The sequence below is a fragment of the Leucobacter soli genome, from assembly GCF_042659205.1.
In the GTDB taxonomy this organism is placed as follows: domain Bacteria; phylum Actinomycetota; class Actinomycetes; order Actinomycetales; family Microbacteriaceae; genus Leucobacter; species Leucobacter soli.
Genome location: NZ_JBHSRW010000044.1, coordinates 1 through 15,040, shown reverse-complemented (window position 1 = coordinate 15,040; position 15,040 = coordinate 1). Strand labels below are relative to the sequence as shown.

Genomic DNA, 15,040 nt, shown 5'->3' with positions numbered 1-15,040 from the left:
CGGTCGGCGCAGTGGTCGGTGAAGCGGCGGCGGTCGGTGCAGTGCCGGCACCGCCCGGCCGCTCGTCCGCGGGGGCGGCGAAGAGCGCGGCCACCCAGGTGGTGATCGGCACGGCCAGCACGAGCCCGATGCTGCCGCAGAGGGTCCGCACGATCTCGGTCGCGATGTCCTCCTGCGTGAGGAGCGAGAGCACCGGACGGTCGTAGAGGTAGAGCAGGATCAGCACGCTCAGCGCGGCGCCCACGTAGGCGAAGAAGACCGTGTAGACGGTCGAGGCGATGTGGTCCCGGCCGATCCGCATCGCCCGCGCGTAGATCTCGCCGCGCGACATCGATGGCGCCGCGGAGCGGAGCTCCCAGACGGCGGATGCCTGCGTGATGGTGACGTCGTTCAGCACGCCGAGCCCGGCGATGATGATCGAGCAGGTGAGGAGTCCTCGGAAGTCGATGGGCGAGGTGAGCGACGAGAGGATCCCGGAGGCCTCGTCGCCGATCCCGCTGAGCCGAGTCACCTGTACCGAGAGCAGAGAGATGCCGGCCATGATCAGGATGCCGCAGAGCGTCCCGATGAGCGCTGCGGTGGTGCGCATGTTCGGCCCGTGCACGAGGTAGAGGATGACGAACATGATCGCGCTCGAGCCGACGATGCCGATCAGCAGCCCGGGCCCGCCCGCGACGAGCGCCGGCAGGACGAACGCCAGCAGGACGCCGACGCTGATACCGAGTGCGATGAGCGCGAGCAGGCCGCGGATCCGGCCCACCGCGATCACGACGGCGGCGAAGAGCAGGGTGAGCAGTGCGAGGGGGAGATTCCGGAAGACCCCGGAGACATTGTACACGTTCGCGATGTCGTAGCCGGCGCTCGCGGATCCCGCTCCGCTCGCATCCGGGGTGGCGATGAGCTCGACCCGGTCGCCCGGTCGCAGCCCGGCGTTCGCGAGCGGGCCGCGCACCGGCACCTCGATCATCCGGCCCGCGTCCGGTCCGCTCCGCACTCCGATGCTCGCGCTCAGGCACGCGCCGAGCGTCGCCGCACCCGCGGCGTCAGCCTCGGAAGCCGTCCCGCCCGCTTCATCCTCGTCGGCTGCATCCTCGGCTCCCGGCACCGCCATCGGATCGTCGAACCGGGTGCAGTCGTCGTCGATGCTCAGGACCTCGCCCTGCTCGAGGTCGACCCCCTGCGCGGAGTACTGGGTCAGCTCGGCCACCTCGCCGACCTTCGCGTAGTCGGGCCAGAGCACGACGAGCCCGATCGCAGTGGCACCCGCGACGGCTGCGAGCAGGAGGATGGTGATGAGCCGGGTGAGCCGTGAGGTCGGGACCGCGCGACTGGAGAGGTGCGCGTGGGCGTGCGAGTGCGGGAGGTCGTCGCTCGAGAGCATGGCTCGAATCTAGCGGACGACCTCGGCACCGTCCGGGAGCGGGGCGCCCGCGGGGATCCTCACGGTCACGTACTCGCCGGTGCCCGTCTCGGCGGGTGCGTACGCCGCGGCCGGCGCTGCTGCGGCGGTTGCAGCGGGCGCGACGGTTGCGGGCCGGGTCGCCGTGTCGTGCTTCTCGTGCGGATCCTTGCTCATGCGGTCGATCCAGGCGAGCGCGAGCGCCGACACGATGAAGGCGAGGTGGATCAGCACCTCCCACATCACGCCGTCCGAGGAGTAGATCACTGTGCCGGAGGCGTCGGTGACGATGCCGCCGTCCATGCGGCCGACCTCGATGAAGGTCTTGAGCAGGTGGATCGACGAGATCGAGATGATCGAGATCGCGAGCTTGACCTTGAGCAGGTTCGCGTTGACGTGCGAGAGCCAGTCGGGCTCGTCGTGGTGGCCGGTGACGCGGATCTTCGACACGAAGGTCTCGTAGCCGCCGATGATCACCATGATCAGGAGGTTCGCGATCATGACGATGTCGATGAGGGCGAGAACGCTGAGCATCACGTCTGTCTCGGAGATGTGGCCCGAGATGATGGCGGTCTCGATGAGGTGCCAGAGCTCGACGAAGAAGAGCACCACGTAGACGGCCTGCGCGATGATGAGGCCGAGGTAGAGGGGGGCTTGCAGCCAGCGGCTCGCGAAGATGAAGCCGGCGAGCGTGCGCGAGGCGGGGCCGGGTCCCTTCGCGTCGCTGCGCTCGATCGGCGGTGCTGAACGGTCGATCACGGGCGTCCTTTCGCGTCTGGTCTGGATAAATGCTAGCGGGGGGCGGGGGCATCGCTGCTGGGAATCCGCGGCGGCGGGCGCCCATCCGATGCTCGCCCCCGTTCGAGTCCTCCGGGTCGCCGGTTCGGCGTCGGGGCGAGCGTCGATTCGGGGGATCCGAGCGCGGGGCTGTGGGTCGAGCGGCGGATCGCGGGGTAGGATGGTGGCCGCGAAGGGGAGTATTCCGTTTCGCCCGTATCGTCAATACGCCTTGCTCCGACGCGAGGCCGGTACGGGCGCGGCGAGCCGGTCCATGCGAGAGGGCCGGGGCGCCGGGAAGAGACTTTCGGACCTCCGCGCACCCCGCGCCCGACCGAAGGCGACTGCATGACACCGGTACTCCCGCTCTGGTTCGAGATCGGATCGATGATCCTGCTCGTGGCGATCCTGATCGTCGATCTGCTCCTCATCATCAAACGACCGCACGTCCCCTCCATGCGGGAGGCCAGCCTCTGGGTGGGCTTCTACGTGCTGCTCGCGCTGATCTTCGCCGGATCCATCTTCCTGCTCGGCGACGTGCAGCACGGCACCGAGTTCCTCGCCGGATGGCTCACCGAGTACAGCCTCTCGATCGACAACCTCTTCGTGTTCGTCCTGATCCTCTCGAGCTTCAAGGTGCCGCACGCCTACCAGCAGCGCGCGCTCATGATCGGCATCGTGCTCGCGCTCGTGTTCCGCGGGCTCTTCATCCTCGCCGGCGCGGCGCTCATCGAACGGTTCATCTGGATCTTCTTCATCTTCGGCGCCTGGCTCATCTGGACGGCCTGGCAGCAGGTCAAGCCCGGCGAGGAGGAGCACGCCGGTGACAGCTGGATCGTGCGACAGGCCAAGAAGGTCCTGCCGATCACGGACCACTACGACGGAGGCCGGCTGCGCACGACGGTCGACGGCAAGCGGATGTGGACGCCGTTCATGCTCGTGCTCATCTCGCTGGGCACCACCGATCTGCTCTTCGCGCTCGATTCGATCCCCGCGATCTTCGGCATCACGCGCAGCCCCTTCATCGTGTTCACCGCGAACGTGTTCGCGCTCATGGGCCTGCGGCAGCTCTACTTCCTGCTCGGCGGACTGCTCGATCGCCTCGAGTACCTGAAGTACGGGATCGCCGCGATCCTCGGCTTCATCGGCGTGAAGCTGATCTTCCACGCCCTGCACGAGAACGAGCTGCCGTTCATCAACGGCGGCAGGCACGTCGAGTGGGTGCCCGATATCAGCATCTGGTTCTCGCTCGGGTTCATCGTGACCGCGATGGCCGTCGCCACGATCGCGAGCGTCGTGAAGATGCGTCGCGTGGCACGTGCGCACGGCGAGCGGCTGCACCTCGGCGCCCACGAGGGCGCCCATGAGGAGGCTCGCGGAGAGGATTGAGGCGGGCGGGCGCCGGGGAGGCGCATCCGAGCCCGGCGCCGGGCTCGGTCGGGCGGTCGGCGTCAGCGCCGCAGGGTGCGCACGGTCAGCTCTTCACCTTGACCGTGGTCGAGCGGGTGGTCTTCGCGTAGCCGGTCCTGGTCGGCGCGACCCGTACGGTGATCTTCTTGCCCGCGTCGGCGGACTTGAGACGGTACTTCGTCTTCGTCGCCCCCGAGATAGCCTTCCCGTTCCGATACCACTGGTAGCGGATCTTGCTCGGCTTCGGGCTCCAGCCGCTCGCCTTCGCGGTGAGCGTCCGGCCGACCTTCGCGGTACCCGAGACCTTCGGCCTCGGGGCCTTCGCGTAGGCGATCAGCGGCACCTTGCGCGTGTCGGACGCGCGCACCGCCGTCGTGCCGTCTTCGAACCGACCGGTCACCCGCACCGAAATCCGCTTGCCCGCATCCTTCGCGGTCGGCTTGTACGTCGCCTTCGTCGCACCAGAGATCTTCGTCTTGAAGTTGCGCATCCACTGGTAGCGGTAGGTGACGGTTCCCGGCTTCCACTTCCCGGGCTTCGCGGTGAGCGTCTTCCCGGCCCTGGCCGAACCGCTGAGCGTCGGATCGAGGGCCGTGCGCGACGAACCGCCGGCGAAATCGCCGGACTTGCCGCCGGAGTACCCGGCGAAGGTCTGCGTGTAGTAGAGGCGGCCCTTGGAATCGAGGGCGATACCGATCCCGACGTGGGTGAAGGTGCTGCGGACCATGTTCGCGTAGTGGCCGTCGGAGTTCTTCCACGCCGTCACGACCGCCTTCGCAGAGGCGTAGCCGTAGGCGACGTTCTCGCCGGCGGTCCGCCAGCCCGAGGGGATCTGCTTGGAGTAGCTCGGGTTGTGCGACATCTTCTTCTTGCTCGCCTGCGCGCGGGACCAGGTCTGGGCGACGGTGTTGATGTCGGTGTTCATCTTGAGCGCGGGGACGCCCGCTGCCTTGCGCAGGGCATTGGTGCGGTCGAGGATCTGGGTGCGCATCTTCGCCAGATCCGACGGCGCCGACTGGGCCGCCGCCAACGGCGCCGGCGCAATGCTCGATGCCGCGCTCGTCATCCCGCTCGGCATCCCGCTCGGCGTCGAACTCAGCGTCGAACTCGGCGCCGCGGCCGGCATTGCCGCCGGCACCGCGGCCGCCGGAAGAACGACGGGTTCCGCCGCCATGGCGGGCACCGCGAACAGCGTTCCGGCTCCGAGCGTCGCCGCGCAGGCCGCACCGAGGAGGCGCATGCGTCGCGTCGCGTCCAGTCTCACCATCGGCTTGCGGTCCCCTGTGCAACCCGCTCCCGGAGGAGCGTCTCCCCGCACCCCGTGCGGAGCGCTGGTTCGACCGTACCCGGCGCGCACCGCGTCGCGCGATACCCGAAGGTCCATAATTTACTTCCGGATTTCCGGATCCCGGCACCGCAGATGTCTCGGCCGTGGACCCGAGCGTTCGCTGTGAGCGGGACGGCGATCGCCCGCGGCCGCGCCTGGTAGACTCGCCCCATGCATATGCGGCAGCTGCTTCTTCCTTGCCGCGACGGGGTGTAGCTTTTCGGCCCTCCCGTCGCGGAGTTCAGGCCTGGCCGAAGCACGCGCGCGTTCCGCGCACCGGAAGTCACGGAATAGAGAAGCATTAGGTTATGACTGAACAGACCAGGAAACCCCGCACACTGGCGGAGAAGCTGTGGGACGACCACGTCGTCGTCAAGGGCGAGAACGGCAACCCCGATCTCATCTACATCGATCTGCACCTCATCCACGAGGTCACCAGCCCGCAGGCGTTCGATGGCCTGCGCATGGCGGATCGCCCGCTGCGCCGGGTCGATCTGATGGTCGCCACCGAGGATCACAACACGCCCACGATCAACATCACGCGGGAGATCGAGGATCCGACGAGCCGGGTCCAGATCGAGACGTTGCGCGCCAACGTGGCCGAATTCGGCGTTCGCGCGCACCCGCTCGGCGACAAGGAGCAGGGCATCGTCCACGTCGTCGGCCCGCAGCTCGGCTTGACCATGCCCGGCATCACCGTGGTCTGCGGCGACAGCCACACCTCGACCCACGGCGCGTTCGGCGCACTGGCGTTCGGCATCGGCACCAGCGAGGTCGAGCACGTGATGGCGACGCAGACGCTGCCGCTGAAGCCGTTCAAGACCATGGCGATCAACGTCGAGGGCGAACTGCGCCCCGGCGTCACCGCGAAGGACATCATCCTCGCGGTCATCGCGAAAATCGGTACGGGCGGCGGCCAGGGCTACGTGCTCGAGTACCGCGGCTCGGCGATCCGCAACCTCTCCATGGATGGCCGTATGACCATCTGCAACATGTCGATCGAGGCCGGCGCGCGCGCCGGCATGGTCGCCCCCGACGAGACCACCTTCGCCTACGTGAAGGATCGCCCCCACGCGCCGCAGGGCGCCGACTGGGACGCGGCCGTCGAGTACTGGAAGACGCTGCCGACCGACGAGGGCGCGACCTTCGACCGGGAGGTCTTCCTCGACGCGAGCGAGCTGGAGCCGTTCGTGACCTGGGGCACGAACCCCGGCCAGGGAGTGCTGCTGAGCGACCGGGTGCCGAATCCGGCGGAGATCTCCGATCCGAACGAGCGCGCCGCGGCCGAGCGCGCGCTCGAATACATGGATCTCGAGGCCGGCGTCCCGATGAAGGAGATCCCGGTCGACGCGGTCTTCATGGGATCCTGCACCAATGCGCGCTTCGACGACCTGCGCGCGTTCGCCGACATCATCAAGGGCAAGCAGAAGGCCGAGGGCGTGCGCCTGATGGTCGTGCCCGGATCCGCGCGCGTGCGCCTGGAAGCCGAGAAGGCCGGGATCGACAAGATCGTCGAGGAGTTCGGCGGCGAATGGCGTTTCGCCGGCTGCTCGATGTGTCTCGGCATGAACCCGGACCAGCTCGCCCCGGGCGAGCGCTGCGCCGCGACCTCGAACCGAAATTTCGAGGGTCGGCAGGGCAAGGGCGGCCGCACGCACCTGGTGTCGCCGCTGGTCGCCGCCGCCACCGCGATCCGCGGTACGCTGTCGAGCCCGTGGGATCTGCAGGAGGACGCGGCGAAGGGCATCACGCACGAGCGGATCCCCGAGGTGGCGGACGCATCGCGTTCGGCCGGGATCGGCGCCGAGACGGGGGAGGCCGCGTAATCATGGAGAAGTTCACCACCCTGACCGGAATCGCCGCTCCGCTGAAGCGCTCGAACGTCGACACCGACCAGATCATTCCCGCCGTCTTCCTGAAACGCGTCACCAAGACCGGTTTCGAGGACGCGCTGTTCCACCACTGGCGGCAGGATCCCGGATTCGTCCTCAACCAGCCCGTCTACGCGGGTGCCGAGATCCTCGTCGCCGGCCCCGATTTCGGCACGGGATCCTCGCGCGAGCACGCGGTGTGGGCGCTGCGGGACTACGGTTTCAAGGTCGTCATCTCGGCGCGTTTCGCCGACATCTTCCGCGGCAACTCCGGCAAGCAGGGGCTGCTCGCGGCGCAGGTCGAAGAGGCCGACGTCGAGCGGATCTGGGAGGTGCTCGACGCGAACCCCGGCGCGCAGCTGACGGTGAGCCTCGAGGATCGCACCGTGACCGCGGGCGAACTCGTCGTGCCGTTCCAGATCGACGACTACACCCGTTGGCGTCTGCTCGAGGGCCTCGACGACATCTCCCTCACCCTGCGCAACGAGCAGGACATCACCGAATTCGAGGCGCGCCGGCCGGCCTGGATGCCGACGACGCTGCCCGTGAAGAGCGCCTGAGGAGTAGACGCGTGACCAACACCGAGATCGCCGCGCAGGACCATGCCGAGGGACTCAAGCAGGATGCGCGCAAGGCCGGCGCTCGTGTGGGTCTGACATCCGATGAGATCATCATCAACGGCGGTCGCCCGCTGACCGGCCGCATCGAGGTGCGGGGGGCGAAGAACCTCGCCACCAAGGCGATGGTCGCGGCGCTTCTCGGACAGACGCCGAGCGTGCTCCGCAACGTGCCGAACATCTCGGACGTGCGCGTCGTGGCGGGCCTGCTGGCCCTCCACGGCGTGCTCATCACGCGCGGCGAGGATCCGGGGGAGTGGCGCCTCGACCCGTCGAACGTCGAGCGCGCCCACCACGCCGACATCGATGCGCACGCGGGCTCCTCGCGCATCCCGATCCTCTTCTGCGGCCCGCTGCTGCACCGGCTGGGCGAGGCGTTCATCCCCGACCTCGGCGGCTGCCGCATCGGCGACCGCCCCATCGACTTCCACCTCGACGCGCTGCGCAAGTTCGGCGCCATCGTCGAGAAGCTGCCGAGCGGAATCAGCCTGAGCGCGCCGAACGGCCTCACCGGCGCGAACATCGAGCTGCCCTACCCCTCGGTCGGCGCGACCGAGCAGGTGCTGCTCACCTCGGTGCTGGCCGAGGGGCAGACCGAGCTGCGCAACGCCGCCATCGAGCCCGAGATCATCGATCTCATCTGCATCCTGCAGAAGATGGGCGCGATCATCACGGTCGAGCCGAACCGCGTCATCTTCATCGAGGGCGTGAAAGAGCTGCGCGGTTACGACCACGCGGCGATCTTCGACCGCAACGAGGCCGCCAGCTGGGCCGCCGCGGCGCTCGCGACGAAGGGCGACGTGTTCGTCGGCGGTGCGCAGCAGGAAGAGATGATGACCTTCCTGAACGTGTTCCGCAAGGTCGGCGGCGATTTCGACGTGCACGACGACGGCATCCGCTTCTGGCACCCGGGCGGCGCGCTCAAGCCGGTGACGATCGAGACCGACGTGCACCCCGGCTTCATGACCGACTGGCAGCAGCCGCTCGTTGTCGCGCTCACCCAGGCGGAGGGGGTCTCGACCATCCACGAGACCGTCTACGAGAACCGTTTCGGCTTCACCGACGCGCTCAACGAGATGGGCGCGAACATCGTCGTCTACAAGGACGGCCTGGCCGACGAGGCCCGACGGGTGAAGCGCCGCGAGTTCGAGCAGGCCGCCGTGATCACCGGCCCCACGCCGCTCACCGGATCCGACATCGAGGTGCCCGATCTGCGCGGCGGATTCAGCCACCTCATCGCGGCGCTCACGGCCAGCGGGCAGACCAAGGTGACCAATCTCGGCATCATCTCGCGCGGCTACGAGAACTTCATCGAGAAGCTGCGCCTGCTGGGCGCCGACTTCGTGTTCGAGGGGTAGCGTTGGACTATGCCCGAGACCGTGAAGCTCCGTGCCCGGCCGTCGCATGAGAAGCGACGGCCGAGCTTCTTCTGGCTGCTCGCCGTTCTGATCCTGCCGCTCTGGTCGTGCATGGTGCGGTACCGCTTCACGCGCGACTCGAAGCTGCCGCAGACCGGCCCCTTCATCCTCTCGCCGAACCACTACAGCGAGATCGACCCGATCGCGATGGGCGCGGCCGTCTGGCATCTGGGGCGCCTGCCCCGGTTCATGGCGAAGGCCAGCCTGTTCAAGATCCCGGTCCTGGGCTGGCTGCTGCGCGGCTCGGGCCAGATCCCGGTCGAGCGGCAGGGCGTCGTGCGCCGAGGCGGCGACGGCAATCCGCTGGGCGCGGCCGGTGAGCTGATCAGGCGCGAAGCCGGCGTGATCGTCTACCCGGAGGGCACGCTGACCCGCGATCCCGAGCTCTGGCCCATGCGGGGCAAGAGCGGCGCCGTGCGGCTCGCGCTCGCCTCGGGCATCCCGCTGATCCCGATGGCGCACTGGGGTACCCAGGAGCTGATGCCGCGCTACGGCAAGGGCATCCATCCGATCCCGCGCAAGACGATCCACGTCGCCGTCGGCGAACCGATCGACCTCAGCCGGTTCGCCGGCCGGGAGACGGAGCCCAAGGCGATCAACGAGGCCACCGCGCTGCTCATGGGCGAGATCACCGCGCTGCTCGCGGGGCTCCGCGGGGAGCAGCCGCCGACGGAGCTGTGGGATCCTGCCGACCACGACCAGACCGAGACGGGGCGCTTTTGAGCGCCGCCGCGGGAGCGCCTGCGGGCGCCGCCGGATCCGGCCCGGCGAGCCCCAAGCGCAATCGCGGCCGCAAGGTCGCGGTCATCGGGGCAGGCAGCTGGGGCACCACCTTCGCAAAGGTGCTCGCCGACGCAGGATGCGACGTGACCGTGTGGGCGCGCCGCCCCGAAGTGGCGCAGGAGATCCAGGTCGCCAAGCGCAACACCCAGTACCTTCCCGGCATCAACCTGCCGAAGTCGTTGCAGGCGACGAGCGAGCTGGAGCGGGCGCTCGCCGGAGCCTCGCTCGTCTTCCTCGCCGTGCCCAGCCAGTCGCTGCGTGCGAACCTCGGTGAGCTCGAGCCCTACCTCGAGCCCGGGGCGGTGCTCGTCAGCCTCGTCAAGGGCGTCGAGCGCGGCACGCTCATGCGGATGAGCGAGGTCATCGCCGACACCCTCGACCTCGAACCCGAGCGCATCGGCGTGCTCTCCGGCCCCAACATCGCGCTCGAGATCGCCCGTGAGCAGCCGACCGGCGCCGTCGCCTCCTGCGCCTCCCTCGAAGCGGCTCAGGATATCGCGACCGCGTGCGCGGCTCCCTACTTCCGCAGCTACGTGAACACCGACGTGATCGGCACCGAGCTCGGCGGCGTGCTGAAGAACCTCATCGCCCTCGCCATCGGCATCGTCGACGGTGTGGGCTACGGCGAGAACACCAAGGCCGCGATCATCACGCGCGGCCTCGCCGAGATGACCGAGTTCGCCGTTCCCCAGGGCGCCGATCCGACCACGCTCGCCGGCCTCGCCGGCCTCGGCGACCTGATCGCCACCTGCCAGTCCCCGCTCTCGCGCAACAACACGGCCGGGCGGCTGATCGGCCAGGGCTTCTCGCTCGAGGAGACGAAGGAGCAGATGCAGCAGACCGCCGAGGGCATCACCTCGGTGGCGCCGGTGCTGGAGCTCGCCAAGGAACGCGGGGTGCCCATGCCGATCGTGCAGCAGGTGCAGATGGTCCTCGAAGGCACCATGGCGCCGAAGAATCTCGCGCCGCACCTCGCCACCGAGGACGACGTGCCGCGGCCCGAGATGAGCTTCGGCTCCCGGCCCGGTCTCTGGGCCCGGCTGTTCGGACGGACGAAGGGGAACGCCGCATGAGCGGGGAGCCGGTGGGCGCCGTGACGAAGCGAACCGTCGTGCTGCTGTTCGGCGGCAGGTCGAGCGAGCACGGGATCAGCTGCGTCACCGCGGCCGGCGTGCTTCGCGCGATCGACCGCGACCGGTTCGACGTGATCCCGGTCGGCATCACGAAGACGGGCGCCACCGTGCTGCTCGACGAGGCGGAGCTGCAGGGCTACCGTCTCGATGCCGAGGGACTGCCAGAGGTGCCCGAGAACGGTACGCGCGTGCTGTGGCCGGCCTCGACGGAGACGCGCGCCCTCACGGTGATCGAATCCGACGGTCGATTGCGCTCACTGGGGCGCGTCGACGTCGTGCTGCCCACCCTGCACGGCCCCTACGGCGAGGACGGAACGGTGCAGGGCATGCTCGACCTCGTCGACCTGCCGTACGTCGGCTGCGGCGTGCTCTCCTCGGCCCTCTGCATGGACAAGCACGCACTGAAGGTCGTGCTCGATGCCGCCGGGATCCCGGTCGCTCCCTGGCGCACCGTGACCCGTTCGGAGATGGAGCGCGATCCCGCGCTCGTCTCGCGCCTCGACGACGGCCTCGAGTATCCGCTCTTCGTGAAGCCGAATCGGGCGGGATCGAGTGTGGGCGTGAGCCGCGTCGCTTCGGCGGACGAGCTGCCGGCCGCACTCGATGTCGCCTTCGCCGAGGACAGCCTGGTGCTCGTCGAGTCCGGCATCGCGGGGCGCGAGGTCGAGATCGCCGTGCTGCAGAGCCGTGACGGCGGCACACCGCGTACGAGCTCCGTGATCGGCGAGATCGTCTTCGACGGCCGCGACTTCTACGACTTCGAGGCCAAGTACCTCGGGGCCGCGGGCGTGAGGCTCGAACTGCCGGCGCAGGTGGCGGCGGCCGAGTTCGCCGCGATCCGCGACGCCGCCGTCACCGCGTTCGAGGTGGCGCAGTGCGCCGGCCTCGCGCGCATCGACTTCTTCCTCACCGCCGACGGGCCGGTGCTCAACGAGATCAACACCCTGCCCGGCTTCACGCCCATATCGATGTATCCGCGGCTCTGGGAGGAGTCCGGGCTCGGTTACACCGAGCTGATCACCGAGCTGATCGAGCTGGCGCTCGGGGCCTGACGCCCACCTGCATCCGGTTTCACCGAGCCTCGTCGACTCCGGTGCGCCGGCGAGGCTCGGCCAGTTCTCATCCGGATCTCACGCACCTCTCATCTCGGGCGGCTAGCGTCGGAACATGCACGCGTCCGCAGCTGCTGCCGTGCGACCGACGAGGGCTCCCGTACCGGCGCCGGTCGCGGGCTTCCGCCCGGACATCCAAGGCCTCCGCGCCGTCGCCGTCGGCGTCGTCCTGCTCTATCACGCGAACTTCCCGTTCATGCCCGGCGGCTTCGTCGGCGTCGACGTCTTCTTCGTCATCTCCGGCTACCTCATCACCGGACTCCTCCTTCGCGAGGCACTGCGCACCGGGCGAGTGCGCCTCATGGACTTCTACGCGCGCAGGATCCGCCGGATCCTGCCGGCGGCGACCGTGGTACTGGTCGCCACGCTGCTCCTGACCGTGCTCATCCTGCCGCGGATACGCTGGCAGCAGATCGGCATCGAAGCCGGCGGTGCCGCGCTCTACATCGTCAACTGGATCTTCGCGGGCACGACCGACTATTTGAACGCGGACCTCGCGGCGAGCCCCATCCGGCACTTCTGGACGCTCTCCGTAGAGGAGCAGTTCTACATCGTCTGGCCGCTGCTGCTCGTCGCACTGCTCGCTCTGCTCCGCCGACGAGGCGGACGTCACGCCCCGGCGTCGGCGGTCTCACGGTCGCAGCTCTCGGTCGCTGCAGGAGCCGGCGCCCTGCTGATCCTCGTCCCCTCGCTGCTCTGGTCGATCCGCTACACGGCCGACGCGCCGGCACCCGCCTACTTCGTGACGACGACGCGGCTCTGGGAACTGGCGATCGGGGCGGCACTGGCCGTATTCGCGCACTTCGTGGAACGGATCCCGGACTGGTTCGGCCGCCTGCTGGGCTGGGCGGGACTCGCGGGCATCGTCGCCGCCTCGCTCTGGTACGACTCGACGGCACCGGCGTTCCCCGGCGCTGCCGCGCTGCTGCCGACGCTCTCCACCGCGGCGGTGATCGCGGGCGGCATGGGCGGTCGAGCCGGGCGAGGCGTCGGCCGGCTGCTCAGCCTCGGCCCCATGCGCTGGATCGGGGACATCTCGTACTCGCTCTACCTCTGGCACTGGCCACTGGTCGTCTTCGGCACCTACCTGCTCGGCGGCGAGCTGCGAGCCCGATGGGGGCTGGCGATCGTGCTGCTCTCCGTGCTTCCGGCCTGGCTGAGCTATCGCTACATCGAGATCCCCTTTCGGGACTGGAACCGGGTGAAACGCTCGGTGGCGGCCTCGCTGCGGGCCGGCGGCCTGCTCGTGGCCGCGACGGTGGCCGCGGCGGCGACGGTCGGGGTAGCGCCGAAGGCGACGGCCCCCGTCGTCGAGCTGGGGGATCGTAAGCTCGGTGCGGAGGCGCTGACCGACGACTTCTCCGACGACTCGATAGCGAGCTTCTCCGACGCGGGCCGACCGGTGGACGTGGTCGCGGATGGCTTCCTCCCCGCCGCGATCGACGCTCGAGAGGACTACTCGGTCGTCTACCGGAACGGCTGCAGCCTGCGTCACGAGCACACCGAGCCGAACGGCTGCGTGTTCGGAGACGAGGAGAGCGACGACACCGTCATGCTCGTCGGGGACTCCCACACGATCAACTGGATCCCCACCATGATCGAACTCGCCGAGGAGCACGATTGGCGGCTCGTGACCCATACCAAGGCGGCCTGCTCGTTCGCCGACGTCCCCCAGGCGCGCGACGGGGTGGCCTACGAGGAATGCGACAGCTGGAACCGGGCGCTCATCGACGAGATCGACACGCTCGATCCCGACCTGATCATCACCGCCGGCGCGACCACCCGTGCCGTGATGGACAGCGGGGAGGTGGCGCAGGACGAGCATCGGGTCAGGCTGCTCGCCGAAGGCCTGGGCGAGCGCTGGGAGCAGATGGACGAGGCGGGCATCCCGGTCCTCGTGATCAAGGACACCCCGATGATGGCTTCGGACGCACCCGAGTGCGCGTCGGCCTACCCGGACCGTCTGACGGTCTGCGCCACGCCGCGGGGCGAGGCGCTCGACGAACGCGTGTTCCCGGAGCTCGAGGCGGCGGCCGACGCCGATGTCGAGCTGATCGACATGAACAACTGGGTGTGTCCGGACCCGCACTCCTGCGCGGTGGTCATCGGCAACGTGTTCGTCTGGCGGGATTCGCATCACCTGACCGCCACCTACGCCGAGACCCTCGCCGAGCCGCTCGAGGCGAAGCTCCGGGGCACCGAGGCGGGAGCCGAGATCCTCTTCGATGGCCGCCGAGAGATCAGTCGAGGTCGAGCGTGTCGATGAGGCTGGTGCAGGCGCGCTCCTGCGGCAGCACCTTCGCGATGGAGCCCAGGCTCGCCACCGCGTCCGTGCCGCTGGCGCGCTCCGCATCCACGTACACCGCCAGGCCGGGCGTGCGGCCGTAGGCCTCGAAGCGGTACAGGGGCGCCTGCGAACGGTCGATGATCCAGTCGACGTCGTTGACGCTCACGCAGTCGTCCGTCGTCGGGCCGCTCGGCGTCTCGCCGCAGATCAGCTGGACGCCGACGGGATCGCCCCAGGCGCCGGTCGACTGCGCGTTCGTCGTGCGCTTCTCGAGCCCCGCGAGCGTCTGCGGCAGACGCACGATCACGTCGGCGCAGGCCGGATCGTTCGCGTTCTCGGCCGGGGTCATCGGCACCTCGCCCGCGCATCCGGCGAGGCCGAGCACGAGGGCCGGGGCGGCGAGCAGGGAGGAGAGCACGGAGGCGATCGGAGCGGGGCGCGGCATACCTCGATGCTACCGGGGCCGCCGCCCGATACCTTGGGAGGATGCGGAGCGAAGAGACGGTCGGAGCACTGGGCGAGTCGGAGGTGCTGCGCCGGATCCTGGCGCGGCTGCGCCCGGCCGAGGCGACCCGTCTCGGGCCCGGAGACGACTGCGCCGTGCTCGCCTTCGCGGGTGAGGCGGTCGTCACGAGCGACATGATGATCGAAGGCCCCGACTTCCGGCTCGCCTGGCACAGCGGATTCGAGCTGGGGTGGAAGCTCGCGGCGACGAATCTCTCGGACGTGGCGGCGATGGGGGCGCGGCCCACCGCGCTGACGGCGGCCGTCGCCTGCCCGGCCGATACTCCCGTCTCGCTGCTCGAGGTGATCGCAGAGGGGCTCGACGCGGCCTGCAGTGAAATCCCGGAGCTCAACTCCGGGCCTGCAGTGGGTACGGGCAGGCTAGAGTGCGGTAGGGGAGAT

At 69.2% G+C, this 15,040-nt stretch carries 13 protein-coding genes; 9 read left to right on the top strand and 4 right to left on the bottom strand.

Translation table 11 applies throughout. The features are described 5' to 3' along the window. Together ACFPZL_RS04855 and ACFPZL_RS04850 are read right to left on the bottom strand one after the other, a co-directional pair. Positions 1-1,381, bottom strand: a 1,381-nt coding sequence (locus ACFPZL_RS04855) for a YibE/F family protein (RefSeq protein ID WP_382334793.1), incomplete at its 3' end; no start/stop codon positions are given. Between the two features lie 9 nt (positions 1,382-1,390). Beyond that, positions 1,391-2,158, bottom strand: a complete 768-nt coding sequence (locus tag ACFPZL_RS04850; RefSeq protein WP_218115924.1) for a TIGR00645 family protein — start codon at positions 2,156-2,158, stop codon at positions 1,391-1,393. A 366-nt stretch (positions 2,159-2,524) separates the two neighbouring features. Between ACFPZL_RS04850 and ACFPZL_RS04845 the strand changes: the two genes are divergently transcribed. After that, complete coding sequence (locus tag ACFPZL_RS04845; protein WP_218115923.1) at positions 2,525-3,565, top strand: TerC family protein; 1,041 nt, start codon at positions 2,525-2,527, stop codon at positions 3,563-3,565. 85 nt (positions 3,566-3,650) lie between these two features. On the opposite strand, the gene ACFPZL_RS04840 is transcribed toward ACFPZL_RS04845, so the two are convergent. Next, positions 3,651-4,853 carry a CAP domain-containing protein gene (locus ACFPZL_RS04840; protein ID WP_218115922.1) on the bottom strand — a complete coding sequence of 401 codons (1,203 nt, stop codon included), beginning with the start codon at positions 4,851-4,853 and terminating at the stop codon, positions 3,651-3,653. A gap of 368 nt (positions 4,854-5,221) precedes the next feature. Between ACFPZL_RS04840 and leuC the strand changes: the two genes are divergently transcribed. The 7 genes from leuC to ACFPZL_RS04805 all read left to right on the top strand — a co-directional run bounded on the left by leuC (position 5,222) and on the right by ACFPZL_RS04805 (position 14,113). Next, positions 5,222-6,739: a 3-isopropylmalate dehydratase large subunit gene (gene leuC / locus ACFPZL_RS04835; protein ID WP_236022090.1), complete on the top strand. Its 1,518-nt coding sequence runs from the start codon at positions 5,222-5,224 to the stop codon at positions 6,737-6,739. A 2-nt stretch (positions 6,740-6,741) separates the two neighbouring features. Beyond that, positions 6,742-7,344: a 3-isopropylmalate dehydratase small subunit gene (gene leuD / locus ACFPZL_RS04830; protein WP_218115921.1), complete on the top strand. Its 603-nt coding sequence runs from the start codon at positions 6,742-6,744 to the stop codon at positions 7,342-7,344. Positions 7,345-7,430: 86 nt separating this feature from the next. Further along, positions 7,431-8,759 (top strand): UDP-N-acetylglucosamine 1-carboxyvinyltransferase, encoded by a 1,329-nt coding sequence (gene murA / locus ACFPZL_RS04825; RefSeq protein ID WP_218115949.1) that lies wholly within the window; start codon positions 7,431-7,433, stop codon positions 8,757-8,759. 9 nt (positions 8,760-8,768) lie between these two features. Beyond that, on the top strand, positions 8,769-9,542 hold the full coding sequence (locus ACFPZL_RS04820) for a lysophospholipid acyltransferase family protein (RefSeq protein WP_218115920.1): 774 nt from the start codon (positions 8,769-8,771) through the stop codon (positions 9,540-9,542). After that, complete coding sequence (locus ACFPZL_RS04815) at positions 9,539-10,675, top strand: NAD(P)H-dependent glycerol-3-phosphate dehydrogenase (protein WP_218115919.1); 1,137 nt, start codon at positions 9,539-9,541, stop codon at positions 10,673-10,675. Before ACFPZL_RS04820 ends, ACFPZL_RS04815 begins: the two co-directional genes overlap by 4 nt. Then, entirely contained in the window at positions 10,672-11,787 is a 1,116-nt protein-coding gene (locus ACFPZL_RS04810; protein ID WP_218115918.1) for a D-alanine--D-alanine ligase family protein, read from the top strand. The genes ACFPZL_RS04815 and ACFPZL_RS04810 overlap by 4 nt, the downstream gene beginning before the upstream one ends. 115 nt (positions 11,788-11,902) lie before the next feature. Beyond that, positions 11,903-14,113: an acyltransferase family protein gene (locus tag ACFPZL_RS04805; RefSeq protein ID WP_218115917.1), complete on the top strand. Its 2,211-nt coding sequence runs from the start codon at positions 11,903-11,905 to the stop codon at positions 14,111-14,113. On the opposite strand, the gene ACFPZL_RS04800 is transcribed toward ACFPZL_RS04805, so the two are convergent. Further along, a complete protein-coding gene (locus ACFPZL_RS04800; protein ID WP_236022089.1) occupies positions 14,088-14,579 on the bottom strand; it encodes a DUF3515 family protein in 492 nt (163 codons plus the stop codon). The two genes, ACFPZL_RS04805 and ACFPZL_RS04800, sit on opposite strands and share 26 nt — an antisense overlap. A 41-nt stretch (positions 14,580-14,620) precedes the next feature. On the opposite strand from ACFPZL_RS04800, the gene ACFPZL_RS04795 reads away from it, so the two are divergent. Further along, the coding region (locus tag ACFPZL_RS04795) for a thiamine-phosphate kinase (protein WP_382334790.1) at positions 14,621-15,040 on the top strand (420 nt) is incomplete at its 3' end.

Excerpts from the sequence above, each read along its gene's own strand:
- ACFPZL_RS04845 (WP_218115923.1), top strand. The coding sequence starts at position 2,525 with ATGACACCGGTACTCCCGCTCTGGTTCGAGATCGGATCGATGATCCTG.
- ACFPZL_RS04840 (WP_218115922.1), bottom strand. The coding sequence starts at position 4,853 with ATGGTGAGACTGGACGCGACGCGACGCATGCGCCTCCTCGGTGCGGCC.
- leuC (WP_236022090.1), top strand. The coding sequence starts at position 5,222 with ATGACTGAACAGACCAGGAAACCCCGCACACTGGCGGAGAAGCTGTGG.
- leuD (WP_218115921.1), top strand. The coding sequence starts at position 6,742 with ATGGAGAAGTTCACCACCCTGACCGGAATCGCCGCTCCGCTGAAGCGC.
- ACFPZL_RS04820 (WP_218115920.1), top strand. The coding sequence starts at position 8,769 with ATGCCCGAGACCGTGAAGCTCCGTGCCCGGCCGTCGCATGAGAAGCGA.
- ACFPZL_RS04810 (WP_218115918.1), top strand. The coding sequence starts at position 10,672 with ATGAGCGGGGAGCCGGTGGGCGCCGTGACGAAGCGAACCGTCGTGCTG.
- ACFPZL_RS04805 (WP_218115917.1), top strand. The coding sequence starts at position 11,903 with ATGCACGCGTCCGCAGCTGCTGCCGTGCGACCGACGAGGGCTCCCGTA.
- ACFPZL_RS04800 (WP_236022089.1), bottom strand. The coding sequence starts at position 14,579 with ATGCCGCGCCCCGCTCCGATCGCCTCCGTGCTCTCCTCCCTGCTCGCC.